This window comes from Nocardia amikacinitolerans NBRC 108937 (assembly GCF_001612615.1).
GTDB lineage: Bacteria > Actinomycetota > Actinomycetes > Mycobacteriales > Mycobacteriaceae > Nocardia > Nocardia amikacinitolerans.
Genome location: NZ_BDAU01000026.1, coordinates 14,831 through 41,002, shown reverse-complemented (window position 1 = coordinate 41,002; position 26,172 = coordinate 14,831). Strand labels below are relative to the sequence as shown.

Annotated in this window: 22 protein-coding genes; 9 read left to right on the top strand and 13 right to left on the bottom strand. The window is 69.3% G+C overall.

The annotated features are described in order from the left end of the window. Window positions 1–31: 31 nt before the first annotated feature. On the bottom strand, window positions 32–2,596 hold the full coding sequence (locus NAM01S_RS19795; protein ID WP_067787394.1) for a cytochrome P450: 2,565 nt from the start codon (window positions 2,594–2,596) through the stop codon (window positions 32–34). A gap of 68 nt (window positions 2,597–2,664) precedes the next feature. Between NAM01S_RS19795 and NAM01S_RS19790 the strand changes: the two genes are divergently transcribed. Both NAM01S_RS19790 and NAM01S_RS19785 read left to right on the top strand, forming a co-directional pair. Further along, window positions 2,665–3,945, top strand: coding sequence for a glycosyltransferase (locus NAM01S_RS19790; protein WP_067787392.1), 1,281 nt, complete (start codon window positions 2,665–2,667; stop codon window positions 3,943–3,945). Window positions 3,946–3,994: 49 nt separating this feature from the next. Then, window positions 3,995–4,750, top strand: coding sequence for an ABC transporter permease (locus tag NAM01S_RS19785; protein WP_067787390.1), 756 nt, complete (start codon window positions 3,995–3,997; stop codon window positions 4,748–4,750). Between the two features lie 65 nt (window positions 4,751–4,815). Here the strand turns inward: NAM01S_RS19785 and NAM01S_RS19780 are convergent, their stop codons facing one another. From NAM01S_RS19780 to ligD, 7 genes are all read right to left on the bottom strand, one after another. Further along, window positions 4,816–5,577, bottom strand: a complete 762-nt coding sequence (locus NAM01S_RS19780; RefSeq protein WP_067787491.1) for a MerR family transcriptional regulator — start codon at window positions 5,575–5,577, stop codon at window positions 4,816–4,818. A 195-nt stretch (window positions 5,578–5,772) separates the two neighbouring features. Then, complete coding sequence (locus NAM01S_RS19775; protein WP_067787489.1) at window positions 5,773–7,281, bottom strand: flavin-containing monooxygenase; 1,509 nt, start codon at window positions 7,279–7,281, stop codon at window positions 5,773–5,775. Between the two features lie 11 nt (window positions 7,282–7,292). Beyond that, window positions 7,293–8,222, bottom strand: a complete 930-nt coding sequence (locus NAM01S_RS19770) for a ferritin-like domain-containing protein (RefSeq protein ID WP_301318051.1) — start codon at window positions 8,220–8,222, stop codon at window positions 7,293–7,295. A gap of 1 nt (window position 8,223) precedes the next feature. After that, window positions 8,224–9,123, bottom strand: coding sequence for an SDR family NAD(P)-dependent oxidoreductase (locus NAM01S_RS19765; protein WP_067787388.1), 900 nt, complete (start codon window positions 9,121–9,123; stop codon window positions 8,224–8,226). Between the two features lies 1 nt (window position 9,124). Continuing rightward, the gene (locus NAM01S_RS19760) at window positions 9,125–10,111 is read right to left on the bottom strand and encodes an alpha/beta hydrolase (RefSeq protein ID WP_067787386.1); all 987 of its coding nucleotides are present in this window, start codon (window positions 10,109–10,111) and stop codon (window positions 9,125–9,127) included. Window positions 10,112–10,631: 520 nt separating this feature from the next. Next, window positions 10,632–11,582: a D-isomer specific 2-hydroxyacid dehydrogenase family protein gene (locus NAM01S_RS19755; protein ID WP_067787385.1), complete on the bottom strand. Its 951-nt coding sequence runs from the start codon at window positions 11,580–11,582 to the stop codon at window positions 10,632–10,634. Between the two features lie 210 nt (window positions 11,583–11,792). Further along, on the bottom strand, window positions 11,793–12,758 hold the full coding sequence (ligD, locus tag NAM01S_RS19750) for a non-homologous end-joining DNA ligase (RefSeq protein WP_067787383.1): 966 nt from the start codon (window positions 12,756–12,758) through the stop codon (window positions 11,793–11,795). A gap of 96 nt (window positions 12,759–12,854) precedes the next feature. Here ligD and NAM01S_RS19745 point away from each other — a divergent pair, with 96 nt between their 5' ends. Both NAM01S_RS19745 and NAM01S_RS19740 read left to right on the top strand, forming a co-directional pair. Continuing rightward, window positions 12,855–13,106: a DUF6364 family protein gene (locus NAM01S_RS19745; RefSeq protein WP_067787381.1), complete on the top strand. Its 252-nt coding sequence runs from the start codon at window positions 12,855–12,857 to the stop codon at window positions 13,104–13,106. Continuing rightward, the gene (locus tag NAM01S_RS19740; protein WP_067787380.1) at window positions 13,103–13,411 is read left to right on the top strand and encodes a hypothetical protein; all 309 of its coding nucleotides are present in this window, start codon (window positions 13,103–13,105) and stop codon (window positions 13,409–13,411) included. The genes NAM01S_RS19745 and NAM01S_RS19740 overlap by 4 nt, the downstream gene beginning before the upstream one ends. Window positions 13,412–14,626: 1,215 nt before the next feature. Here NAM01S_RS19740 and NAM01S_RS19735 read toward each other — a convergent pair. Continuing rightward, window positions 14,627–16,759 carry a RecQ family ATP-dependent DNA helicase gene (locus NAM01S_RS19735; RefSeq protein ID WP_067787377.1) on the bottom strand — a complete coding sequence of 711 codons (2,133 nt, stop codon included), beginning with the start codon at window positions 16,757–16,759 and terminating at the stop codon, window positions 14,627–14,629. Window positions 16,760–17,397: 638 nt separating this feature from the next. Between NAM01S_RS19735 and NAM01S_RS19730 the strand changes: the two genes are divergently transcribed. Next, window positions 17,398–17,880, top strand: a complete 483-nt coding sequence (locus tag NAM01S_RS19730; RefSeq protein WP_067787375.1) for a hypothetical protein — start codon at window positions 17,398–17,400, stop codon at window positions 17,878–17,880. A 160-nt stretch (window positions 17,881–18,040) separates the two neighbouring features. Next, complete coding sequence (locus NAM01S_RS19725) at window positions 18,041–18,871, top strand: LAGLIDADG family homing endonuclease (protein ID WP_084483098.1); 831 nt, start codon at window positions 18,041–18,043, stop codon at window positions 18,869–18,871. Here the strand turns inward: NAM01S_RS19725 and NAM01S_RS19720 are convergent. Further along, on the bottom strand, window positions 18,861–20,084 hold the full coding sequence (locus NAM01S_RS19720; RefSeq protein WP_067787373.1) for an RtcB family protein: 1,224 nt from the start codon (window positions 20,082–20,084) through the stop codon (window positions 18,861–18,863). The genes NAM01S_RS19725 and NAM01S_RS19720 overlap by 11 nt on opposite strands. A 129-nt stretch (window positions 20,085–20,213) precedes the next feature. Here NAM01S_RS19720 and NAM01S_RS37365 point away from each other — a divergent pair, with 129 nt between their 5' ends. After that, a complete protein-coding gene (locus tag NAM01S_RS37365; RefSeq protein ID WP_373862688.1) occupies window positions 20,214–20,441 on the top strand; it encodes a GNAT family N-acetyltransferase in 228 nt (75 codons plus the stop codon). Here NAM01S_RS37365 and NAM01S_RS19710 read toward each other — a convergent pair. The 3 genes from NAM01S_RS19710 to NAM01S_RS19700 form a co-directional block, all read right to left on the bottom strand. Further along, a complete protein-coding gene (locus tag NAM01S_RS19710; RefSeq protein ID WP_067787369.1) occupies window positions 20,399–21,490 on the bottom strand; it encodes an amidohydrolase family protein in 1,092 nt (363 codons plus the stop codon). The two genes, NAM01S_RS37365 and NAM01S_RS19710, sit on opposite strands and share 43 nt — an antisense overlap. Window positions 21,491–21,503: 13 nt before the next feature. After that, a complete protein-coding gene (locus tag NAM01S_RS19705) occupies window positions 21,504–22,865 on the bottom strand; it encodes a type I glutamate--ammonia ligase (protein WP_067787368.1) in 1,362 nt (453 codons plus the stop codon). A 107-nt stretch (window positions 22,866–22,972) separates the two neighbouring features. After that, on the bottom strand, window positions 22,973–23,851 hold the full coding sequence (locus tag NAM01S_RS19700; protein ID WP_067787366.1) for a ribokinase: 879 nt from the start codon (window positions 23,849–23,851) through the stop codon (window positions 22,973–22,975). Window positions 23,852–23,966: 115 nt separating this feature from the next. On the opposite strand from NAM01S_RS19700, the gene NAM01S_RS19695 reads away from it, so the two are divergent. Both NAM01S_RS19695 and NAM01S_RS19690 read left to right on the top strand, forming a co-directional pair. Then, entirely contained in the window at window positions 23,967–25,232 is a 1,266-nt protein-coding gene (locus NAM01S_RS19695; protein WP_067787364.1) for a glutamate-5-semialdehyde dehydrogenase, read from the top strand. Window positions 25,233–25,294: 62 nt separating this feature from the next. Continuing rightward, entirely contained in the window at window positions 25,295–26,170 is an 876-nt protein-coding gene (locus NAM01S_RS19690) for an AAA family ATPase (protein WP_067787362.1), read from the top strand. The last annotated feature ends 2 nt before the right edge of the window (window positions 26,171–26,172 follow it).

Below are 26,172 nucleotides of genomic sequence, written 5' to 3'. Positions count from 1 at the left end.
GGCGCGGGTAGACGCCCGGAAACGGCGTCGTTCACCTGCGGTGCAGAACCACCGGCAGCTTGGACGGCGACGGCACGAAGTCGAGGGTCGTCGGCCGGACGCGGTAGCCGGGATCCGGCTCCGGCCGCCAGCGAGCGAACAGCGCCGCCGTGGCGAGCGTGATGGTCATGACGGCGAAGTTGTTGCCGGGGCAGTGCCGCGCTCCCACGCCGAACGGCAGGATCGCCTTCTTGTCGATCTCCTCGACCCGCCCGGCGAACCACCGGTCCGGATCGAAGGTCTCCGGTGCGGGGTAGTAGCGCTCGGTGTGGTGCACCAGGTACGGGCTGTAGACCACGGTCGCGCCGTCGGGCAGGGTGACGCCGCCGAGGGTGACCGGGCCGTCCGCGGTCTGGGTGCTGACCCACGGCCCCCAGAACCGCAGCGTTTCCAACACCACCAGTCGCAAGTAGGGCAGTGCGACGAGGTGATCCGGCCGGACCTGCCCCGCACCGACGAAATCGTCCAGTTCCCTGCGCAATTCGTCGCCGATATCGCGATTGCGCATGGTCTCGTGCCAGACCCACGCCATGATCGAGGCGGTCGAGCCGACGCCCGCCGCCAGCATCAGGATGAGCTCGTCGACGATCTCCTCGTCGGACAGTCGCGCGCCGGTCTCCGGATCGGTGTGCCGGACGAGGGCGGAGAGCACGTCGTGGAAATCGCGGTCGGCCCTGCGGTATTCGGCGACGACCGCCGCGATCTGTGCGCGCAGCGCGGCGGACTTCGCGGCGAAGCGGCGATTGGCGACCACGCGCAGCCGTTGCACGGCCCGCGGCAGTGCGGCCCGTTGGATCACCTGGCCGAGCAGCCACGGAACATTCGCGCGCACTTCGCGTTTCGCATCGGACCCGAAATCGGCGGTGAACAGGGTGGCCGAGATGGTGTCCAGGACCAGCCGGTGCGCCTCGTCCACCAGATTCAGCGGACGGTCCGCGGGCAGTGCGTCGGCCCACGCATTGGCCAGATCCGCGGCCACGGCGGTGTATTCGGCCAGCCTGCGCTGGCGCAGCGCCGGGGCGATCATGCGGCGGCGCACCTCGTGCGGTGTCCCGCTGAGCACATTCGACGCGCCGCGAATCACCTCGTGCATCGCGTCCCGCAGCTCCTCGCGATGGAACGACCCCGCATCGCCGAAGCCGACCTCGCGGATGAGCTCGGGCGTGGTCAGCACGTACGCCGGGCGCGGGCCGAGATAGATGCGCACGATCGGGCCGATCTCGGCAAGGGACGCGACGAACGGCAGTGCGCCGCGCAATGCCGCGAGGCTGTGGCCTAGGAGCGGGAGTCTGCCCGGGGCGGTCGGAATGCCCGCGAGCGATGCGGCACGATCGGCGCCTCGCGCGGCCGTCAGCTCGGCGTACTCGGCGGTCACCTGCGCGATCAACCGGGACTGTCGAGCCGTATCGGCATACTCGCTCAGGGCTTTTCGCATCGGGATCAGCTGCGCGGGATCGGCGACCAGATCGCGCAGCGCCGCGGCGATCGAAGCGACCGAAGGGTCACGGGTGCGAACACCGCCGCCCGGCGGCGCCGTCTCCGCGAGATCGGAGTCGCAGTACACCACGGGCAGCCCCATGGCCACGGCTTCCAGCAGCGCCATGCCCTGCGTGTCGAATCCCGAAGAGGGGAAGAGCAATACGTCGTGCGCCGCCATCGCGGTGAGGCAGTCGAGCTGGGGCACGCCACCGTGCAGCCGTACCCGATCCGCGATGCCGCCCGCCGCGATCGCCGCGCGGGCCGCCGCCTCCTGATCGCCGGTTCCGTACACGTCCAGCGTGCAGCCCGGTGTTCGGCGGACGGCCTCGATCGCGTCCAGAATCCGTTTCTCCGGTGACAGACGCCCGCACCACAGCACGCGTAGCGGCGCCGCTGTCGGCGTGGAAGCTGTTGCGGGACGGGCGGAACGGGCCATGTCGAGTAATTCGTCGTCGATGCCGTTGGAGATCACCCGAATCGGGCGGTCCAGCCCGTGCGCGCGGAAGCGGTCGGCGAAGTGCTCGGTGGGCACGATCACCCGGTCGGCGGCGCGGGCGTGGTTCACCATCGTGTGCCACGCCTGCCGCGCGGCCCGCGATTCAGCGCTGTGCGACAACGTTTTCCGGTGCGGAACGAAGCGTCCGTGCAGCAGGCGCACGGCGAGCGCGGACAGGTACGGCGTCGGCGAGGTGTGCTGGATGAACGAGTCGTCGCGACTGTGCACCGTCTGCACGACCGGAATGCCGTGCCTGCGCGCGGCGCGCAGTCCGGCGATCGCTACGCCGTAGGTGGTCTGCAAGTGCACGACGTCGATCGGGCCGCGGTCGGCGAAGGCCGCGTCGATGCGGCGGGTGTTGTCCGGCGTCGGCAGCACCATCGCGAATCCGTTGACCCGCACGCCCGCGAGTGCCGAAAGGACCACGAGGTCCGGGTCGGGTTCGGTAGATTCCGGCGTGGGCGCGGCGAACACCGTGACCCGGTGACCAGCCCGTTCCAGGCCGCGCCGCAAGGCGTTCACCGAAGTCTGGATCCCGCCGAGAGTGGCGGGATGGAAGTCGGTGAACAACGCGACGTGCATGGCCACCACCGTACGGACGCAGGAGGTCCGATGAGGGTAAATCGCGCCGAGCGGGCGGAGGCGACGGCATGAGAGTGGCGATACCGCTGACCGGCACCCGCGGGGATGTGCAGCCCGCGGTGGCGCTCGGACTGGAACTGCGCCGACGCGGTCACGAGGTGACCGTCGGCGCACCGCCCAATCTGGTCGACTTCACCGCCCGCGCCGGACTCGCCGCGACACCGTGCGGTCCGGACGTCCAGCAGCTGTATGCCTCCGACGAGGGCCAGCGGGCGCTGGCCGCGGGCAGCAGTTTCCGGCTGATGCAGCTGGTCGGCAAGCAGATGGCCGACTACGCCGAGCGGATGAACCGCGAGGTGATCGAGGTCTGCCGGGACGCCGATGTCATCGTCTCCACGTTGCTCACCGAGGATCGGGCCGCGTCGGTCGCCGAGGCGATGGGCGTGCCGATGGTGACCATGCACGGTTTCCCAGGCCGCAAGAACGGGGCGTATCCGTTCCCCGGCGCGCTCCCGCCGCACTGGCGTCCGCCCGCCGCGGTCAACCGCGCCACGTGGACGCTTGCCGAGAACCTGCGTCGCGTGGTCTTCCTGCGCTACCTCAACCAGTTGCGCCGCGAACTCGGTTTGCCCAGGTCGGCGGCGAGTCCGGCCGCGATGCTCGACCGCCGCGGCGTGCCAGAGGTGCAGATCTACGACCGCGCGCTGGTGCCCGGCCTGGCCGAGGAGTGGGGTGAGCGCAGGCCGCTGGTCGGTTTCCTGCCGCTCGAACGCTCGGCGCGCGAGGCGATCGGTGAACTCGCCGCCGACCACGGTGCGGTGCTGGCCTGGATCGCCGAGGGCGAGCCGCCGGTGTACTTCGGATTCGGCAGCATGCCCATCCGGGACACGCACGCGGTGCTGGCCATCGTCGAGCAGGTGTGCGGACGGCTCGGCAGGCGCGGGCTGGTCAGCGCGGGGTGGAGCGATCTGGACGCCGCGAACGCCGAGACCGGACCGAACGTGCGAGTCGTCGGACCGCTCGCGCACGACATCGTCTTCCCGCTGTGTGCCGCGGCCGTGCACCACGGCGGGATCGGCACCACCTTCGAGAGCCTGCGCGCGGGCTTGCCGACGCTGGTCTGCTCGGTGTCGTTCGACCAGCCGATGTGGGGCGGGCAGGTCGAACGACTCGGGGTCGGCGCGCATGTTCCGTTCCAGCGCCTGGACGCGGAGCGGTTGACCGAAGGCGTGCGGACGCTGCTCGCGCCGGAGACCGGCCAGCGGGCGAAAAGCCTCGCGGTGCAATTGCATTCGAGCTCGGACGCGACCCGGCGCACGGCCGACATCGTCGAGCGGACGGCAGAATGATCCCGCTCGTGTTCCATCCGCTGTCGAGCCGCGCCGCAGCACGAGGCGGATGAGGCGGGTCGGCGCGGCCGTCGCGGATTCCGTAGTCATGTACCGGCGCGCGGCGCGGCGCACCGTACGCAGCCGCGACACCCTGGTGATCTCGCTGGCGCTGCCGATTCTGATCATGCTGCTGTTCGTGTACGTGTTCGGCGGAGCGATCCAGGTCGGCATGCCGTACCTGGACTACGTGCTGCCGGGAATCATCCTGCTGTGCACCGGTTTCGGTGCGTCCATCACGGCGGCGGCCGTCTCGGTGGACATGGTCTCGGGAGCCGTGGAAAGGTTTCGGACGCTGCCCGCCTTCCGGCAGGCGCTTCTCGCGGGGCACGCTGGTGAAGGGGTCGTGCGGAATCTCGCCGCGGTCGGCATCGTGCTGGCGGTCGCTTTCGCGCTCGGGTTTCGTTCCAGCGCAGGGGTGTTCGACTGGATGGCGGCGTTGGCGGTGATCGCGCTGTTCGTGCACGCTGTCACCTGGATCGCGGTCGCGCTCGGCATGCTGGCGAAAAGCCCGGAGGCGGCGGGCGGTTTCACCTACGCGGTGATGTTCGTTCCCTACATCAGCAGCGCCTTCGTCCCGATCGACACCATGCCGAGCTGGTTGCGCGGGTTCGCCGAGAACCAGCCCGCCACGCCCGTGATCGGCACCGTGCGTATGTTCCTCACGGACGGTGGAGGAGGGGCGGCCGTCGCCGCGGTGCTGTGGTGTCTCGGGTTGGCGCTGCTCGGATATTTCTGTGCCACGGTGCTGTACGCGCGACGCTGAGATCTGGGGCGCGCGGCGTCGAGATCAGGGGCGCACGGCGCGAGATCGGGCGCACGCGCGCTGAGTCAGGCGCCTTTGCCGGTGCGCTTGGCTTCCCGCTCGGCGGCGGTGGCGAGGTAGTCGCCGAGCTCGCGGCGCAGCGTCACGTCGAGCGAACGGGCGAGCGTGGCGTGCACCGAGGTGGTGGCCAGCTCCCGCATCTTGTTCAACATCGTTGTGGTCTCGGCGATTTCGGCGCTCGTCTGCGGCAGCCAGCCCGGACCGTGCTCGTCGATGATGTGCTGCTTGGCGGCGGTGATCATGATGTGGGTGATGTCGTCGATCCGGTCGGCGACCTTGGCGTAGATCTCGATGAGCGTGCGCAGTTCCAGGCCGTACTCGTGCAGCTCGGCGAACGAGGCGAGCAGCTGGGTGTCGGTGAACACCACGGTCTCGCCCTCGACGCGGACCAGTTTCATCTCCGTCAACCGGTCGACGAGGTCGCCGGCCTCGGCGCCGAGCAGCGTGTCGATCAGCTCGCGCGGCACCTCGAAGGTCTCGGCCTTGGCCCACGATGCGGTGACGGCGTGTTGCAGCCCGAGCACCTCGGTCAGGTCCTTGCCGGTCTCCCAGCTGGTGATGAAGTCGGCGATGTGCGCTGTGGTGAAGCCGCGCTGCAACAGCGCGTCGATCAGTCGCAACCGGTCCAGGTGCGCCTCGCCGTAGATGCTGGCGCGGCCGTCCTTGCCGATCGGCGGCGGCAGCAGGCCACGCTCCTGATACGCGCGCACGTTGCGGGTGGTGGTGCCCGCCGCGCGGGCCAGATCGTCGATCCGATACTCCGCCACCGCGCTCACCTCCTCGCCCGCCGCGCCGCATCGGACGGTCGCGACCTTGATCGTCGAAAGACCGAGTCTATCGAGACGAGCCCGGCGGCACCGGCGTGGGCGCGCGCCGGGCTCGTGTCGTTGCGGCGGGTCAGCGAGGCGTACCTACGCCTTCGCTCCGCCATGCGCGGAATTCGGCCGAACCTGGTCCATCTGTCAGGAGACCGCCGCGACCCGCGCCGCCCGCGTGCCCGCGTCGGCCGACACCACGTGGTAGTCCTCGAGCCGAAGACTGCGCAACTGGTTGACGTACTGCGTCGCGAAGCCGGGATACATGGTGGCGTTGAAACCGTCGTCGGTCAGATACCAGCTGTGGCAGCCGGAATTCCAGGTGGTCGCGGTGAGTCTGCGCTGGATGGTCTCGTTGTACCGGTCCTGGCGATCCCGGCGGACGTCGAGCATGCGCAGATCGCGGTCCAGGATGGTGCCGATCGCCCGGACCAGGTAGTCGATCTGGGCTTCCATGTACACCAGCGCCGAGTTGTGACCCGGTCCGGAGTTCGGTCCGAAGGTGAAGAACAGATTCGGATAGCCCGACACGGAGACGCTCTTGTACGCGTAAGCCCCCTTCGACCATTCCTCGGCGAGCACCCGGTCGTCACGCCCGACGATCGGGATCGGGGTACCGGCCTTGGACACCTCGAACCCCGTCGCGAAGACGATGCAATCCGCCTGGTGCTCAACGCCTTCCGCGGTGCGGACGCCGTTCGGCGCGAGGCGCGCGATCGGCCAGGTGATCAGTTTGCAGTTGTCGCGCTGCAACGCCGGGTAGTAGTCGTCGGTCATCAGCAGGCGTTTGCACCCGGCGCGGAAGTCCGGCGTGAGCTGGCGGCGCAGCCACGGATCGCGCACCTGCCGGTGCAGCTGTGCCCGTCCGACCAACTCGACGACGCGGGTCAGCGGCGTGTTCCACACGACGCCGAGCGCCACCGACTCGTGCCCGTAGAACCACGCGCGCCTGGCCAGTGACTCCGCCGCTGGCACGTGCTGGTAGAGGCTCTTGGTGAGCGGGTTGGTCCGCCGGTTCACCCGGGGAAGCACCCACCCGGCTGTGCGCTGGAAGACCTTGACCGAGGCCGCCTTCTCGACCAACTCGGGAATGATCTGCACCGCACTCGCGCCGGTGCCGATCACCGCGACCCGCTTGCCGGTGAAGTCGTAGTCGTGATCCCAACGGGCACTGTGGATCTTGTGGCCCTCGTAGGTCTCGATGCCGCGGATATCGGGGAAGCCCGCGTTGGACAGTGGTCCCGAGGCGAGCACCACGGTCCGTGCCCGCACCGGCACGGCGTTGCCCTCGATCGCGACGTCCCAGAGCCCCGCGTCCTCGTCGAAGGCGATTCCGGTTACGGTGCAACCGAATCGGACGTGCGGGCGCAGCCGAAACCGTGTCGCCATGGACTCGATGTAGCCGAGAATCTCCGCACTGCCCGAATAGGTCTGCGACCAGTTCGGATTGGGCGCGAAGCTGTAGGAGTAGAGCCGCGACGGAATGTCGCATGCCGCACCGGGATAGGTGTTGTCGCGCCAGGTGCCGCCGAGCGCGGTGCCGCGCTCCAGGATGGCGAAGTTCTCGATGCCGTGCTGTTTCAGCCGGATCGCGGCGCCGATACCGGCGAAGCCGCCGCCGATCACCGCGACGTCGAGCGTCTGTGCGTTGGTCATGGTGTCGTTCCTCATGCGGCGGGCTCGTAGGTGATTTCCTTGGCCCAGGCGGGGTCTCGGCGCAGCAGCCGCTTCGGGACCCGCGCGGTGATCTTGACCAGGGCGTCGGCCAGCAGGTGATACGGGTGGTCGCGGTCGACCACCCAGCCGCCGTGCATCTTCACGATCTGATACATCGGCAGCCTGCGCGCGAATTCGCTGCGCTCGCCGACATTGCGGTAGCGCTCGAGCGCCTTGTAGAGCTTGTTCTCGTCCACGCCCATCGCGACGATGTTGTCGCGCATCTTGTTCAGCAGCGGCACGTAGCTCAGCACGCCGATCAGGAACGTCGGCTTGACCCAGCCGCCGACCAGCTCGATGAGCAGCTTGCGCATCTCGGCGTGGCCGAGCAGATCCATCACCGCGAAATCGACCGCCAGATGGCGTGATTCGTCGGCGTTGATCCGCTTGAACGCCTCCTGGCAGACCGGGTCCTCGATCTCGTCCATGATGAACTTCACCAGCGCGCCGTCCAGCGCCACCTCGAGCATCGGGATCACGGTGCCGAGGAACGACAGCGACATGTCGTCGGAGTACTTGTCCAGGAAGTCGATGACCAGCTTGACGTTCACGTTCGGCTGCGGGATCTCGTCGCCCTCGAGCATGCCCCAGCGGCGCATCAGCGCCAGTTCGGCGTTGGCATGCTTCTGTTCCTCGGCGTGGAAGTAGCGGTAGATCTCGCGCAGGGTCTCGGTGGGCGCCTTCTTGGCCATGGCGGCAAAACCGCGTGCGCCGACGTTCTCGATCCACATGAGATCGGCCATGAACGGCTTGAGGCGGGCGTGCAGTTCCGGGGTGATGGTCTCGGCGCCGGGGGCGTCCCAGTCGATGTCGGCAAGGGCCCACTGGCGGTCCTTGATCTTGCGGAGCATGTCCTCGAAGTCCATAGCGATGGCGGCCATGTCAGACTCCTGTTCTGTCGGTGACCGCTGCGCGGTCCGGTGTGGTCGAATCGTCTTGCGGCAGCAGCCGTTCCAGCAGGCCGAGGACGAAGGTGTACTGCGCGGGGAAGTAGCGCTTGAGGCGCCAGATCAGGTGCGCGTCGAGTTGCGGCAGGACGTAGAGACTGCCGCGGTCGTTGGCGTCGAGGGTGACGCGTGCGACGTGCTCCGGGGTGAAACCGGTCCAGCGCATGAGAGTTTCGGCCAGTTTCATGGACTGCGCGGTGATGCGACCGTCCTTGGCCACGTTGGTCTTGACGAACGTCGGGCACAGCACGGTGACCGCGACACCGCTGCCGCCCAGTTCGGCGGCCATGGTCTCGGACAGCGAGAGCACCGCGGCCTTGGAGGTGTTGTAGACCGCCATGGACGGCGCGGCCGCGAAACCGGCCGCCGAGGCGACGTTGATGATGCCGCCGCGCCCCGCCTCCCGCAGCATCGGGGTGAAGATCTCGCAGCCGTGCACCACGCCCCACAGGTTGATGCCGAGCGCCCACTCCCAGTCGGCGAAACCGATGGCGCCCACGGGCTTTCCGCCGATGCCGACACCGGCGTTGTTGATCACCAGTGAGGCCGGCTCGTCGAAGACGGACTCGGCGAACCGGGCGAGGACCTCCACGTCCGCGCGCCGGGAGACGTCACAGCGGAAGGCGTGCGCGGCGCCGGGGCGGGTGCGCTCGATCAGGGCGACCGTCTCCTCGGCGCGCGCCTGGTCGATATCGGCGCAGATCACCCGACCGCCGCGGGCCGCGAGCTCGACAGCGAAGGCGCGGCCGATGCCGCTGCCCGCCCCGGTCACCACGGCTCGCGCGCCATGGCTGCGGCGCGCTCGAAGACTCAGCGGCACAATTCTTTCCAACATCTCAGCTCACCTGTTCCACTTCGGTGCGCGCGGCCAATGCCGCGCCGAGGAATTCCGCGGCCCGGCGCAGCGCCAGGTCGGCCTCCGGAACCAGTCGGGGCAGCGCCTGGAAGACGTGCACCTGGCCCGGCCAGATCTCCAGCTCGCAGCTACCGCCCGCGGCGCGCACCATGTCGTGCAGATGCCGGGCGTCCGCGCTGAGCATTTCGGCGCCACCGGCCTGCACGAGGATCGGCGGCAACTCGATGCCCGAGGGCACGGTCAGCCGCAGTCGCGGTGTGTCGGCGGGCAGGCCGCGGGTGTATTGGCGGGGCAGCCGAGCGGCGGCGCGTGCGGAGATGACGGGATCGCGCTTGCGCAGTTCCTGTTCCGCGGCGAGGCTCAGGGTGAGGTCGAGCAGCGGGGAGAACATCGCCACGGCGGCGGGTTGCGGCACCGACCGAGTTCCGTTCTGCACCAAGAGATCCAGGGCGAGATGGCCGCCCGCGGAATCACAGGCGACGGCGATGTCCTTCCCCTCGAAGCCATGCGTCAGCAGCCAGTTGTAGCCCGCGGCCACGTCGTCGGCCGCGGCGGGGAAGCGGTGCTCGGGCGCGAGCCGATAGTCGGTGAGGAACACCGGAAGGCCGGTCTCGCGGGAGAGCCGCGCGGCGAGCCCGCGGTGGGTACGCGCCGAACACAGGACGTACCCGCTGCCGTGGATGTAGTAGATCGCCCGCTTCCCGAATTCGACGCCGTCAGCGCGCACCCACTCGCCACGCACCGCGCCGGCGCGGACCTGGCTCACGCTCGTGCCGGACGGCGGTGGCCCGCCCGCCGCCATGATCGTCGCGATCAGTTTGCGTGCGAACCAGATACCCGGCGTGTTCAGCGGAATCGCGCAGTTCAGCGGCCGCAATCCGTACTCGGCGGCCGCGGCGGCAAACCCGGCGCGCAGCGAGGGCGCGGCCGGAACGCCGGGGACCGAGGTCTTCGTTGACCTTGTCATGGAGATAAGGATCATCTCCTAATGTGCCATTTGTCAATGGCGGATTGGGAACGCCGGGGTCACGGTGCGGTGGAGGGTGCCGGTTTGCTGCGCCGGGGGATGATGCGGCGCGGGATGGCCGGTGTAGTCGTATCACTACGCGAGCGCTGCCACGCACAGGCCTCGATGACGGCTTACGCCCACGCCGGCGCGGCCTGACGACAGGCGCCCTGGTCCATCGGCTCCGTGGCGGGCATCGGCGGCAGGCAGGCGTCCGACGCACGCGATGCCAGGCTGATGGCGCCGTGATCGCCGGTGTTGGTGTAGGCGCGCCGGGTGCGGAGTCGCTGGGCTTCCGTGGAGGCCCGGGCATCGGCTTCTGCGGCGGGTGGCGCTGGGCTCAGTCGGGCGGTCGAGGCGTTGCGTGGGGTGGCGGGGCGGGCGTGCGAAGCGGCGGCGCTGGCTCAGGCAGGCGGCCGAGGCGCTGCGTGGGGTAGCGGCGCGGGTATGCGAAGCGGCGGCGAGGAGCCTCGAGGTGAGTTCAGTAGCCGCGTGCTGGATCGATCAGGGCCAGCAGTTTGCGTCCCTCGACGAAGCGGATGACGTTCGCCTCGACGTGGTCGGCGAAGGCTGCGAAGCGCAGCTGCGGTGGGTTCGAATCATGCGGCGTCACAATGGCATTCGGCAGCACCCAGAGCGGATGTCCGTCGGGCAGCGGCTCCGGGTCGGTGACGTCGAGTCCGGCGCCGCCGATCGCACCGGAAGCGAGCGCGGCGACCAGTGCGTCGGTGTCGACCAGGCTGCCGCGGGCCACGTTGATCACCCACGAGGAGGGCTTCAGCCGGGCAAGGACGTCGGCACTGATCAGGTGCTGGGTGTCGGCGGTCGCGGGCGCGGCGACCACCACGTGATCGGTGCGCGGCCACACCTTGGACAAGTGTTCGGCGGAGATCGTCTCGACGGTCGGCGGAATGCCGGGGCCGGTGACCGGTCGTCCGGACCGATTCACCGCGATGATGTGCGCGCCGAGCGGCACCAGCATCGGGATGAGCGCGCGACCGATGCCGCCCGCGCCGACGATGGTGACCGTCTTGCCGCGCAGGGTTCCGACGTGCGGGAAGAAGTCCTGCTGTCGCCAGCTGCCCGCGCGCAGGTGTTCGGGCAGATAGCGAACCCCGGCGAGCAGCATCATCAGCGCGTGTTCGGCCACGCTCGCGGCGAAAGCGCCTGCGGCGGAAGTGAACCGGACGTTCGGATGGCGGGCGATCAGACCGCCGGTGAACCAGTCCTCGACGCCAGCGGCGGGCAATTGGACCCACTCGACGGAGTCGGGCAGTCGCTCGGGAAACTCGCCGGGGCCGCCCGCCCAGATCAGCGCTCTGGCGTCGGCGAGGTCGCTCAGCGTCGCGCCACCTTCGGTGACCGCCTTCTCCAGCAGGGTCGGCGCTGGCTGGGTGGGTCCGATCGCGATCGGTACTGCCGTCTCGGTCACGACCGCCCCCCGCCGACGCTCGCACGTGAGCGCACTCGGTTCGCTCGCTGACCGGCCGAGCGCGCGGACGCGCTGTGTCGTCGGTTCGCTCCCCGGCGCTCACTCATGATCGCGGACCTCCTTCACCCGGTACCGGCGGCCCACGCGCGGACCGACTGCTCGCCACCGCGACGTTAGCACCAGGAGGCTATGCGCACGCCCGTCCGCGAGTCACTCCGAGTCGTCCTCCGGCGGGTCCGCTTCGATCCGGTCCCGGTCGGCCCATTCGAGCAGCGGGTCGATGGCGAACACGGCGTCATCGATCCCAGCGTGCAGATCGCCCAACTCGGCATAGCGGGACGGCACGGTCTTCATGGTGAAGTCGCGCGGGTCGATGTCGGGGATCTCGTCCCAGCGGACCGGCGTGGAGACGGTCGCTTCCGGCACGCCGCGCACCGAGTACGCCGCGGCGATGGTGTGATCGCGCGCGTTCTGGTTGTAGTCGACGAACAGCAGGTTCGGGTCGCGATCGCGGCGCCACCACGTGGTTGTGACGTCGTCGGGGGCCCGGCGCTCCACCTCGTGCGCGAAAGCCAGTGCGGCCCTTCGCACATCGGCGAAGCCCCACTCCGGCGCGATCCGCACGTACACGTGCAGACCCTTGCCGCCGGAGGTCTTCGGCCAGCCGACGGCGCCGAGTTCGTCGAGCACCTCGTGCACGACGCCCGCCACCCGCCGCACCCGCGACCACGGACAGTCCGGCATCGGGTCCAGGTCGATGCGCCACTCGTCGGGGCGTTCGGTGTCGGCGCGGCGGGAGTTCCACGGGTGGAACTCGACCGTCGACATCTGCACAGCCCAGATCACGTCGGCCAGCTCCCGCACGCACAGCTCGTCGGCGTGGCGGCCGTAGCGCGGGAAGAAGACCCGGACCGTCGGAATCCACTCCGGCGCGCCCTGCGGCAAGCGCTTCTGATGCACTTTGTCGCCCGCCAGGCCCTTGGGGAAGCGGTGCAGCATGCACGGTCGGTCGCGCAGCGCGTTGACGATGCCGTCGCCGACGCTCAGGTAGTACTGCACCAGGTCGAGCTTGGTCGCGCCGGTCTCGGGGAAGTACACCCGATCCGGGTTCGAGATTCGCACCGTATGGTCGCCGACATCCAACTCGACGGCGGGTGTCGCGGACTTGCTGGCCACGGTGCGAGCTTACTGGGGCGGACCGCTCGTGGCCGGTCGAAAGTCCGCAGATCGTGGCGGTTCCGTGTGGTGCACCGTTCTGGTATGCATGAAGGTATGAGCAAGGCGACGCGCATCACGGTGACCCTGGATCCGCAGGTCGCCGAATGGGCGAAGCAGGCCGCCGAGCGCCAGAACCGCAGCCTCTCCTCCCTGATCAACTCCTCACTGCGGACCGCCCTCGTGCACGAAAGCCTCACCAGCCTCCCCGTCGACGACGAAGCCGACCGGGCGGCTGCCCAAGACGAACTCGACCTCACCGAGTCCGCCGCCGCCGATGCCCGCCGCCGCTCCCGCGGTGCCGCATGAGGCGCGGCGAAATCTGGAGCTACGCACCGACCCTCAGCGACGGCACGCCCTTCCCGCGCCGCAGCACCGTGGTGCTTGTCTCCGACCCGGCCGTCATTACCTCGCCGTACCGGTGGTTGCACGTGGTCCCGGTCGTCGCCACCGATCCCGGGCATGTGCTGGGCGTCTACACCGAACACGGCTGGGCGGACGCGCTGGAACTACACCGCGCGTATCGACCGTGGCTCGCCGAGAAGCTGGGCAAGTTGACGGCCGCGGAGAGCGAGTCGCTGGATGCGAGTCTGCGGGCTACGTTGAGTTTGTAGGTGCTCGCGTGCCCGGGGTCGGCTTCAGGAGGTCGTTGCGTTGGCGTCGCTGCGGGTGATGCGGGTTGAGCCTGTGCGGCAGTGGGGCAGCTCGCGGAACTCTCCGCCGGTTCGGCTTTGGGCTGCTGCTTGCACGAGGTGGGTTGCGTTGGCGGCGCTGCGGTTCGGAACCGGATACGGGTTGAGCCTGTGCGGCAGTGGGGCGCTCGCGGAACTCTCCGCCCGGTTCGGCTTCGGGCTGCTGCTTGCATGAGGTGGGTTGCGTTGGCGGCGCCGCGGTTCGGAACCGGATACGGGTCGAGCCTGTGTGGCAGCTGGCGGAACCTTCGGCGCTGGGCGGCTTCGGGGACGGGTTCCGGATGTTCACGTGCAGGCAGGCGCGGTTCCCCCAGGTTGGCCTCGAACGGTGCTGGGCGCGAAGGTGCCGTACCCGACTTACCTCCCGCAGTCGGTATGCGTGAGTTCGGCTTCCAGCCGGGTCGACCGGCTGTGGTCGCGTTTGCGGTGGGTGCGTGGGGGAGTTCGCTGCGGGTCGGTGGGCGTGCGGGCAATCTGATGTGCGGAAATCGACGGTAGTCGAATGGCGGTAGCCCCCTAGACAAGACGCAACAGAACACCCCTACATGACCCATTCGGAACGCAACCACAGCCGGTCGACCCGGCCGGAAGCCCGGACCGCGCACCCGACTGCGGGAGGTCAGCCGGGTACGGCACACGACGTGCCCAGCACCGTTCGAGGAATACCTGGGTAGGCCAAGCCATTTGGACCGGCAAAACCCCGGGCATAACGTCACCCAGGGCGACCATCCACCCAACCAGCCGGACCCGGTCCACCTACCCCCGGTGAGTACAGATTGGCCAGCTCCTTCGCGAGAGATTGGCTGGCCCCCTTCGCAAGAGACCACCCCCACTCCCAACCGCGCGTCTGCGTTCAAGGCCGCCCCCGCGCGCCCATCGAAACGCATGGAAGCCCGGCTGAAACCCACACCCTCACGCGACGGGTGCTCCAAGACCGCTCGAACTGCGAGGCGACGCACGGCGGTACACGTGCAGCCGTTCGATCCGGACGCCGCGATGCGCCGACCTGCGAGCCGAGCCCCGACGACGCCGCGATCCCAGGCCCAAGTGCCCACGAAACCATCCGCGGCGGCGCGCTCGCAGACTGCTGGAATGTGGTCCGCCGAGCATGGCCGATTGCAGCGGTGCGCGCCCGCGTTAGGTGACCGAAGCCAGGGCGAACGGAAGAACAGCGGGCGCCCCCGCGCGCCGAAGTGCCTGGGCGGCGAGGGTGAGCGTCCAACCGGTATCGGTCAGGGCGTCGACCAAGAGCACCGGCCCGTCGAGCCCGGAAAGGTCGGGCACGTCCCAGGAGTCGTAGAGCCCCGCGACCCGGTGGGCCGAGTTGGCGGCCGAGACCGGCGGGTGGCCGGGGCGGGTCGGGAGCGTACCGAGATCGCGCAGGCGCCCGACCTCGGCCAGGCGCGCGGCGAGGGTGGCGGTCAACACGGGATGGCGGTCGGGGGCGAGTGCCATGACCGAGGTCGGTCGGGTGGACCAATCCCAATCCCGCAGGACCGCGATGCACGCGTCGAAGACGGCGTCGGGGACGGGGTCGTCGGGTGCGTCGAGCAGGGCGCGGAGGCGCTGGCCCCAGCCGAGATCGGTGAGCCTGCCGAGGACGCGGCCGGTCTCCGCGCCATCGCTGATCTTGCCCGACAGCGGGATGCCGAGCTTGGCCATGCCGGTCGGCCACTGTTTGCGCGGCGCGAGGTCCAGGCCGGGGCGGTCCAAGCGAGAGCGGGTGGCCGCGACGGCGTCGGCGTCCACCGTGGCGTCCGGACGTGAACCGGTGCAGTTGTCGCAGCGGCCGCAGCCCGGGGCTTGGCCGTCCAGTGCGGGCAGGCCGGGATCGTCGAGTTGGCGGCGCAGGAAGTTCATCCGGCAGCCGGTGGTCGACTGGTAGTCCAGCATCGCCTGCTGTTCGACCTCGCGGGCGGCGGACAGCCGTTCGTAGCGCTCGGTGTCGTAGACCCACGGCTCGCCGGTGGCGATCCAGCCACCGCGCACCCGGCGCACGGCGCCGTCCACGTCCAGCACCTTGAGCACCATCTCGAGGCGGGAACGGTTCAGCTCAACCAGCGGTTCGAGCGCGGCGGTCGAGAGCGCTCGGTCCCGGTCGAGGGCGTCGAGCACGCTGCGCACGATGTGCTCGCGCGGGAAGGCGACCGAGGCGAAGTAGCTCCAGATCCGGGTGTCCTCGGGGCCGGGCAGCAGGACCACTTCGGCGCGCTCGGTGCCGCGACCGGCGCGGCCCACCTGCTGGTAGTAGGCGATGGGCGAGGAGGGCGCGCCGACGTGCACGACGAATCCGAGATCGGGTTTGTCGAAGCCCATGCCAAGCGCGGAGGTCGCGACGAGCGCCTTGACCTCGTTGCGCAGCAGCGCCGATTCCAGCGCCTCGCGCTCGGTCGGATCGGTGTGGCCGGTGTAGGCCGCGACGTTGTGGCCGTGCGAGTTCAGCACGTCGGCCAGGTCGTGGGCGGCCGCGACGGTGAGCGTGTAGACGATGCCGGAGCCGGGCAGCCGGTGCAGGTGGCCGCTCAGCCAGGCCGTGCGCTCCACCGCGTCGTCGAAGCGCACCACCGACATGTGCAGCGATTCCCGGTCGAGGGTGCCGCGCAGGACGAGGGTGTCGGTGCCGATCTGGGTCGCGACGTCGGTGACCACGCGGTCGTTGGCCGTAGCGGTGGTGGCGAGCACCGGCACGTCCGAACCGAGATCGGCGATGAGGGTGCGGATGCGGCGGTAGTCCGGGCGGAAATCGTGGCCCCAGTCGGAGACGCAGTGCGCCTCGTCGATGACGACCAAGCCCGCGTCCGCGGCCAGCTTCGGCAGGACCTGATCGCGAAAGTCCGGGTTGTTCAGCCGTTCCGGGCTCACCAACAGCACGTCGATTTCGCCACGGGCGACGCGCTCGTGGATCTCGTCCCATTCGGTGACATTGCCGGAATTGATGGTCGCCGCGACCACGCCCGCGCGCTCGGCCGCCGCCACCTGGTTGCGCATCAGCGCCAGGAGCGGCGACACGATCACGGTCGGCCCCCGGCCCTCGGCGCGCAGCAGCTTCGCCGCGATGAAGTAAACCGCCGACTTACCCCAGCCGGTGCGCTGCACGACCAGGGCCCGTCGCCGTTGCACCACCAGCGCCTCGATCGCGGTCCACTGATCCTCCCGTAGCCGCGCCCCGGCCCCCGCCAGCTCGCGCAGCAGTGCTTCGGCCCGCTCCCGCAGGTCGGAGGCGGTGCCGTCGATCGCGAAACTCTCCTCGGTCGTGGTCACGCGCTCCATCGTGCCCCACCCCACCGACACCTGCCGCGGGCCGCCCCTCGAGGTGGGACGGCATCGCCCGTCACGCTGCCCGTGCTCGGCAGCCGGCCCGCCGCTCTGCGGGACCAGGGCACGGACGGCCGCCGTGCCATGGATACCCAGGTGGCGCACGCACGCCGCAGTGTTGTCAGCGCGTCAGCGGCGCGCCGTTCTACGAGCCGAAGGCAGCTGCAGAAGCTACGCACTGCTCGGGCGATGTCAGTTTCGCGGCCGTCAGCACGCCATTCTTCGGACCAAGGCCGCGGCGCACACAGGCAGACGGTGCGCGCCACCCGTCGGGGCGTGGTAGCCATGACACCGTTCTCCAGGGGCACAGGCCGGATCCGGGTACGCACGATGGTGTCGGCCGCCTGCCGCGGTGCCGTTCGTGCGGCAGCCGGCACGGCGTTCTTCGGGTGGGAGCCACGACGCCGCTCCGGGGCGGACGTGCCGCGACATACACGGTTCGCTGGGGGAGTGCCCCGCCGTCGACCCCGCCCAGTCCGGATCCGGCACCGAACCGGTGCGTCCACGAGATCCTCGTGGTCTTCCATTGCCACTCGAAAAACGGTGCCGCGGGGCGACAATGAACGGCAGTGGCGGATCGCAGGAGGCGAACGATGTCGTATCAGTACCAGCCGCCCCCGAACTGGACCCCGCCCGGCGCGCAGTTCCGCACCAGCGGAAACGCTGGAAGGACGCTGGTCGCCGTGCTGATCGGGTTGGTGGTGACGCCGATCGGGATCGCGCTGGCCGCGCACGGCGCCGCCGACACCAGGCAGTGGGTGATCCTCGGCGACACCGCCGACCGCCTCGGCTCGACCTTCCAGATCATCGGCGGCGCAACGCTTCTCCTCCTGGTAGCCGCGCTCGCCGCCTACGCGCCCGTCGGCACGATCGTGGCCGGTCTGGTGTGGGGCGTACTTCCGGGCATCGTCTATTTCCTTTTCCCGGACGACACATTCCGCCTGATCGACGAACTACCGCTACTCTCCGCGGAAACCCGCCTCGCGGTACACGCCTGGGTGATCAACGGCAGCATCTTCCTCGCGGGCGTCCTACTCCTCGGCGCCGGTATCGCAGGCACCCTGCGCCGCCGCTGATCTCGAGCGCGCGTTGATCCAGCGATCATCAATCTGGAGCACTTTCGCCGCTAGCCTCCTTGTCGGAGGATCTCGCAAACCTGTTGGAGTTATCGCGCGATCGGTGCCGTTGATCGGAGGCATCGAAGGAATCACCCAACTAGCTCGAAGGACGGTGCAAGTGTGCGTGCTGGACCTCACGACGCCCGCGGTGGCCTACACCGTCGGCCTCCTGCAGACCGACGGTTCCCATGAGGGAAACCTCGATGGAAAAGGACGAGTCTCACTTGAACTGGGCATTCGGGATGAGCAAGTCCTCACCCGTATCGCCGACATTCTCCCGTGCTACGCGTCGATCGGCTACCGAACCCGCACGACCAACTTCGCAAGCCACTATGAGACGGCCACGTTGCGCTTCTACGATCAGGCAACCCGCCGAGCGATAGCAGGTGCGGGCGTGCCCGTGGGCAGAAAGGCGACAACTATCGAACCCCCTGCCGGCCCAATTGCCGAGGCCGACTACCTGCGTGGTTTGCTGGATGGTGACGGTTCCATCGGGTTCACTCGAAAGGGCGAGCCTTTTGTCGGTTTCGTGACCGCGAGTCCCGCCATGGCCGAATACTTCTGCCGCACTGTGAAAGACGTCTGCGGTGTAACCAGGACAGCGCGACCGAACAAGCGGGACGGCGCTATCAATGTCATGTTGCTGAACCAAGCAGCGGCCCAACTCGCGGCGTGGGCCTGGTACTCGCCTGAAGTGCTTGGCCTGGAAAGGAAGCGCGCCGCCGCACAGCAGGTTGCCGAATGGCTCCCGCCTAGTGAGAAGGCAGCCCGCTACGGCGTGCCAAGGAAGAGGTGGACTGCTCACGACGACCAAGTCCTCATGGCTAACGGGCAAGCTGCGGCGGCACGGATGCTGGGACGCACGGTATCGAGTGTGTCTGCCCGGAGGTGGCGGCTGCGGCACCGGCCGGACCATGACTGTCCGGCCGCTGCGAAGGTCACCCCTTGACGCAGAGCACCTGGCGCAGTGTCGCCACCACATCGACCAGGTCGCGCTGGGCGTTGATGACCTCGTCGATGTCCTTGTAGGCGGCCGGGATCTCGTCTACGACACCGGCGTCCTTGCGGGACTCGACGCCCTCGGTCTGGGCGATCAGGTCCGCGACGGTGAACTGCTTCTTCGCCGCGTTCCGGCTCATCCGGCGGCCCGCGCCGTGCGAGGCGGACTGGAACGAGTCGGGATTTCCCTTGCCGCGCACGACATATGACCGCGTACCCATCGAACCCGGGATCAGCGCCAGATCGCCCTCGCCCGCACGAACAGCGCCCTTACGCGTCACCAGCATCGGCATGCCGTCGATGATCTCCTCCGCCACATAGTTGTGGTGGCAGGAGATCGGGGCGTCGAAACGCACGGTGCGACCGGCGAATTCGTCGCGCACCGCACGGCAGACCAGAGCGAGCATCACCGCGCGGTTGCGCGCCGCGTACTCCTGAGCCCAGGTCAGGTCGTGGCGGTAGGCGTCCATTTCCGGGGTGCCGGAAAGGAATACGGCGAGATCGCGGTCCGGCAGGTCCACGTTGTGCGGCAGCGAACGCGCGACGGTCATGTGCCGTTCGGCCAGTTCCTTGCCGATGTTGCGGCTACCTGAGTGCAGCAGGATCCACACCGTGTCGTCCTGATCCAGGCAGACTTCGATGAAGTGGTTGCCCGATCCCAAGGTGCCCATCTGCTTGTGCGCCTTGGACTCTCGCGCGCTCACACCCTTGTCGAGGGTCCTGAACGAACCCCAGAACCGATCCCATCCCGAACGCAACGTCGGAGTGCTCGCGCCGAGTGCCGAGGCCTCGGCGCCGATCTTGCCGACGTTGACCGCGTGGTCGTGCGCGTGGAAGCCCACCGGCACGGCGGCCTCGATCCGCGACCGCAGACAGTGCAGATTGTCGGGCAGGTCGGCGGCGGTCAAGTCCGTCCGCACGCTCTCCATTCCGCAACCGATGTCGACGCCGACGGCCGCTGGCGCCACCGCGTTCTTCATCGCGATGACCGACCCGACCGTCGCCCCTTTCCCCAGGTGCACATCCGGCATCACGCGCACCCCGTGTACCCATTCGAGTTGCGCGATGTTCCGCAGCTGCCGCAGCGCGGCAGGCTCGATATCGTGCTCGTTGGCCCACATCAGCGTCTGCGCTCGGGTACCGCGCAGCTCGACGGGAAACATCGGTCTACCTTCTTTCTCTCTCGATGATTCCACCGTAAAGACTGGTTGACCGCTCCGCACGCGATTAAAACGCTTGGTCACAAGGCGCCGACGGTCCGCAGCAGCGCCGACGATCGGCTGGTCGGCTTCGTGTCGGTGCATTCCACCGGGGACCAGGAAGTCGCCAAATTGCACTGGCTCGCCGTGGACACCGGGTGGCGCGGTCATGGCATCGGCAACGCCTTGGTGCGAGCCGCCTGCGGCTTCGCGATTTCCCACGGGTATGCCCGAATGACTCTGCGCACCGAGGATTTCCGTGTCGCGGCGATCGCGCTCTACCGCGGTTTGGGCTTCCGCGAAGTATCCGAGGACGGATAGATGCGCTCCGCGTTCCCATGGGAGAGCCCGGAGACCAGGGCTTCGGCGTCGGCGACTGTGATGACGTCGTCGCCGAGCCATTCGTCTACCAACTTGCCGAGCGCAGCTCGCCACAGCACCGCGCCGAGGTAGTGCAGTTCCGGAAGCCCGTACCCGTCCGACGAGTACAGCAGCGACCGAAACGGCGCGAGCTCCAGAGCCTCGCCGAGCACGGCCCGCGCACCACGCCCGACGTGCGGAATGGCGAGGCCGAGGTCCATGTGGACGTGCTCGAATACGTTGCTGAGATAAGCGGCGTTGCGGTGGAACGGCCAGCAGTGCAGTAGCACGACGGTGAGGCCGGTGTTCGCGCGCAGGAAGTCGGTGAGCAGCAGCGGGTCGGCGCGGTGCAGGCGCAGGTCGGGGTCGCCGAAACCGGTGTGGATTTGCAGCGGCAGGCCCAGTTCCGCGCCGAGCCGCGCGCCGAGTCCGACGAGCCAGCCGAGCGTGGCGGGGTCGGTGAGGCGGTGTTCGGGCTCGAGCATGACTGGCGGCGTGCTCGTGAGCGGGAAATCGAGGCCGATTCGATAGGCGACGACGGTCTTGAGCCCCACCGCGCCCTCGGCCCGTTCCCGCACCGCGGCCTCGATGCGCTCGAAGACCTTCGCCGTGCCGCCGACCTCCACGATGACCTGCTCGGCGACCTGCTCGAGCCGCACGATCTCGCCGACCTCGCCCCCGGCCAGTGCGCCGAATTCGGACAGATCGGTGAGACCCTCGGGCAGTCCGGTGTCGACCAGCCAGCGCGCCGTCCCCGCCGCGCCGAGCAGTCGCGCGGCCACCTCACGCCAGCCGAGATCGGCGCGGCGCGCCAGGTAAGCGTCCGCCCCCGTGTGCGGCGGCAGGTCGAGCACCGGCGCGCACCAGCGCCGTACCGCGAGGCCGAGCGCGGAGTCGAAGCTGCCGCGCTGGCCTTCGCCGAGCAGCGCCTCGAAACCGGGACGGTCCAGGTCGGCGGTCGTGACGCCGTGGCAGTGGTGGTCGGTGAGGGTGATGTCATCGGTGAGCATGATCGGCTCCTCGTCAGAACCGCCAGAGGGTGCGTGCGACCAGCTCGTCCGGCGTGGCGTCACGGTAGCGATAGGCCTCGGCCCGCCGAACGGTGAGCAGCGCGTCGTGCAGTTCGGGCCCCATCGCCTCGGCCAGCACCGCGGAGGCCGCTAGGTGATCGGCCGCTTCCGCGGCATCGGTCGGAAGTCTGCGCACCTGGTTCTTTTTCCCGAAAGTCGCTGGATCACCGATGATTTCGTTGGGCAGGGGCAAGCCCGCCGCGATACCCGCGAGCCCGGCGGCGATCACGGCGCCGACGATGAGATACGGATTGCCCGTCCCGTCGAAGCATTTGACCTCGGCGTTGGCGGCCCAGCGTTCGGTACCACGCACACCCGTGACGAAACGCACTGCCGCCTCGCGTGTTTCACGTCCCCAGCACTGCCAGATCCCCGCCCACCGGGAGGGTTGCAGCCGCAGGAAACTGGCCGGATTCCCGGCGCCGATCGCGACCAGAGCGGGCAGTTCCCGTAGTACACCGGCGAGGAACGCCGCTCCTTGCTCCTGCATGCCATAGGGACCTGGCCCGTCGGCGAACAGTGAACCGCGTTCGTCGTGCACCGAAAGATGCAGGTGCGCACCGGAACCCGCGCCATCGGGCACGAGGCAGGGCGCCAGCGTCGCACGCCAGCCGTACTTGGCGCTGTGCTGCCGAATCGTGTGCCGCAGCAGCACCGCCGCGTCGGCCGCCGCGACCGGATCGGTGGGCGCGATGGAGATCTCCAACTGCGAGGCCGCGTATTCCGGGTGGAACTGTTCGACCCTGAGGCCCTGTTGAATCAGTAGACCCACCAATTCGCGGGCATAGTCCGCCACTTGGCCGAGCCGGATGATGCCGTAGCCGGGTCCGCGGATCGCGGGGGTGAAGCCCGTCTCGTCCTCGGCTCGGCCCAGCGCCCATTCCGTCTCGAAGGCCATCGACAGCCGCAACCCCGCCCGCCGCGCCGCCTCCACTTGGCGCTCCGCGAAACCGCGCTGACAGGCCGCGAACCGCGTGCCGTCCTGGGTGTACTTGCCCGCGGGCGCCCACGCCCAGCCCGGCTGACCGGCGAGTTCGGTGAGCGCGGCGAGATCGGGGACGAGCCGCAGGTCCCCGTCGGGTCCGCCGAGATAGCGGCCGACCGTCATCAGGTCGTCGAAACCGAAGGTCTCGAAACACGGCGAGACGCCGACGCCGAACCGTGCCGCATGCGCCAGCCGCGCGGCCGGCACCGTCTTCACCCGCGTGATGCCCGCGTTGTCCACGAAGGACAGCGCGACCATCTCCGGGTCGACGCGGGCGATGAGCTCCGCTGCTTCCCCGTCGGCCGGAATGCGCTCGGGCATAGTGGGCATGAATCCCAACGATAGGCGCTGTGCCGCGCGGTCGTGGGGACAACGCGGGGGGACGCGCCGGTGCTCGGCGAGGCTGCCTTCGCGGTTCCGTGGCCCTGCGGATCCGGCTAGGCCGTGTGTTCACCCAGTAGTGCCTCGATGAGTTCCCGGTCGGGTATGGCGCTGCTCGCGCCGAGCCGGGTGGTAGCCAGAGCGCCTGCGGCACAAGCCCATTGGAGGGCGGTACGCGGTCCGCGGTGCCAGGCGGCGGCCAGCGCGCCGGTGAAAGTGTCGCCAGCGCCGGTGGTGTCGACGACGTCCACCGGCACCCCGGGCACCGACAGTTCCGCGCCGTCCGGGCCGCGATAGGTCGCGCCCGCCGCCCCTCGGGTGACCACGAGGTGCTCGACCGCGTCCAGCGCACCGCCCAGATCCACCGCCTCACCCGAATTCACCACGGCCACATCGACGTAGTCCCACTGCGCCGACGGAAGACGTTGCACCGGAGAGGGATTGAGTATGACGACGGTGCCGTTGGCGCGAGCGTGCCGCGCCGCGGCGACGACGGTCGGCACCGGAATCTCCAACTGGCACAGCAACACATCGGCGGCGGCGATCACCGCGAGATCGTCCGAGGTCAGCTCGGTCAGTGCCGCGTTGGCCCCGCCGACGACGATGATGCTGTTCTCGCCCGCGCCGTCCACCACGATGGCGGCGATCCCGCTCGGCCCAGGCACCGTGCGCAGCCGGTCGGCGCCGACGCCCCCCGCGGTGAGCACCCGGCGCAGGTCGCCGGCGAAAACGTCGGATCCGACCGCGCCGAGGAACGACACCGCACCGCCTGCCCGCCGCGCCGCGATCGCCTGATTCGAGCCCTTGCCGCCGGGCACCATGGTGAACCCGCTGCCGAGCACCGTCTCGCCGGGTGCGGGGCGTCGCCGTGTGGTGGTGACGAGATCCATGTTGATGCTGCCGAGCACGGCTATCGCGGGAGCGTCAGCGGTCATACCGCCGGACGGTAGTCCCCGGTCGCCGCACCTGCACGCAACCGAACGGTACGTCCGCGCGCCGGGTGCTCGAGCAGGTGGAAAACGCCGCCGACCCGGTGCGTAGGCTGTACCCATGACGGTAGGAACGACGACCGAGCTGGATGTCCGCGAGGCGGTACACGACGCCGCGCGAAAGGCCCGCGTCGCGTCAAGGGCGCTGGCCCAGCTGACCACCGCGCAGAAGAACGAGGCGCTGCACGCCGCCGCAGACGCGCTGCTCGCGGCGGCCGACACGGTGCTCGCGGCCAACGACAAGGACATCGCGACCGCCGAGGCCGCGGGCACCGAAACCTCGCTGCTCGACCGGCTGCGCCTGACCAAGGCGCGCATCGACGGCATCGCCTCCGGATTGCGGCAGGTGGCCGGTCTGCCTGACCCGATCGGCGGCGTGGTGCGCGGCTCGACGCTGCCCAACGGCCTCGAGGTCCGTCAGGTGCGGGTGCCGCTCGGCGTGGTCGGCATGGTGTACGAGGCGCGGCCGAACGTCACCGTCGACGCTTTCGGTCTAGCGCTGAAATCGGGCAACGCCGCCCTGCTCCGCGGTTCCTCCTCGGCCGCGGAGTCCAATGCCGCGCTGGTCGAGGTGCTGCGCGAAGCGCTGACGTCCCAAGGTATTCCGGCCGATGCCGTGCAGCTGCTGCCCAGCCACGACCGCTCCAGCGTGACCCACCTGATCCAGGCGCGCGGCTTGGTCGACGTGGTGATCCCGCGCGGCGGCGCCGGGCTGATCAACGCGGTGGTGCGCGACGCAACCGTGCCGACCATCGAGACCGGCACCGGCAACTGCCACGTCTATGTGCACGCGGCCGCCGACCTGGAGATGGCCGAGCGGATCCTGATCAACGCCAAGACCCGCCGCCCCAGCGTCTGCAACGCGGCCGAGACGCTGCTGATCGACAAGGCCATCGCCGACACCGCGCTGCCCAAGCTCACCGCCGCCCTGGAGAAGCACGGCGTCACCATTCACGGCGATCTGCCCGGCCAGGTGCCCGCCACCGACGCCGACTGGGGCGAGGAGTACCTCACCCTGGATATCGCGCTGAAGATCGTCGACGATCTGGACGCCGCCGTCGAGCACATCAACACCTGGGGCACCGGCCACACCGAGGCCATCGTCACCGCCGAACTGGCGGCGGCGCGGGAGTTCACCAGCCGGGTGGACGCCGCGGCGGTGATGGTCAACGCGTCCACCGCGTTCACCGACGGCGAGCAGTTCGGCTTCGGCGCCGAGATCGGCATCTCGACCCAGAAGCTGCACGCGCGCGGCCCGATGGCGCTGCCGGAGCTCACCTCCACCAAGTGGATCGTCTGGGGCGACGGGCAGACTCGGCCCGTGTAGTCCGCCGCTTGCGGGCTCGACGGAGGCGACCGCCTCCTGCTTTTCGAAGGAAGGACTGACCAGTGGCCGATGCACCGCAAGAGCCGATCTTTTCCTCGGTCGACGATGTGATCGAGCGGCTCGCCACCACCGGCTATCTGGCCGACAAGGCCACCGCCACCTCGGTGTTCCTCGCCGACCGCCTGGGCAAGCCGCTGCTGATCGAGGGCCCGGCCGGTGTCGGCAAGACCGAGCTGGCCCGCGCCGTCGCGCAGACCGCGGGCGCGGAACTGGTGCGGTTGCAGTGCTACGAGGGTGTCGACGAGGCCCGCGCGCTGTACGAGTGGAACCACGCCAAGCAGATCCTGCGCATCCAGGCCTCCAGCGAAAACGATTGGCAGGAGACGAAAGCCGACGTCTTCACCGAGGAGTTCCTGCTCTCCCGGCCGCTGCTGACCGCGATCCGCCGCGCCGACCCCACGGTGCTGCTGATCGACGAGACCGACAAGGCCGACGTCGAGATCGAGGGTCTGCTGCTCGAGGTGCTGAGCGATTTCGCCGTCACCGTCCCGGAATTGGGCACGATCACCGCCAGCCGGAAGCCGTTCGTGGTGCTGACCTCCAACGCCACCAGGGAGCTGTCCGAGGCGCTCAAGCGCCGCTGCCTGTACCTGCACCTGGACTTCCCGGACGAGGAACTCGAGCGCCGCATCCTGGCCAGCCGGGTGCCGGAGCTGTCCGCCGCGGTGTCGGCGCAGCTGGTGCGCATCGTGCACGTGCTGCGCGGGATGCAGTTGAAGAAGCTGCCCTCGGTCGCCGAATCCATCGACTGGGGCCGCACCCTGCTGGCGCTCGGCCTCAAGGACCTGGACGACTCCACCGTGCGCGCCACCCTCGGCGTCGTGCTGAAACACCAGAGCGATCACCAGCGCGCGCTGGCCGAGCTGAAGCTGGCCTGAGC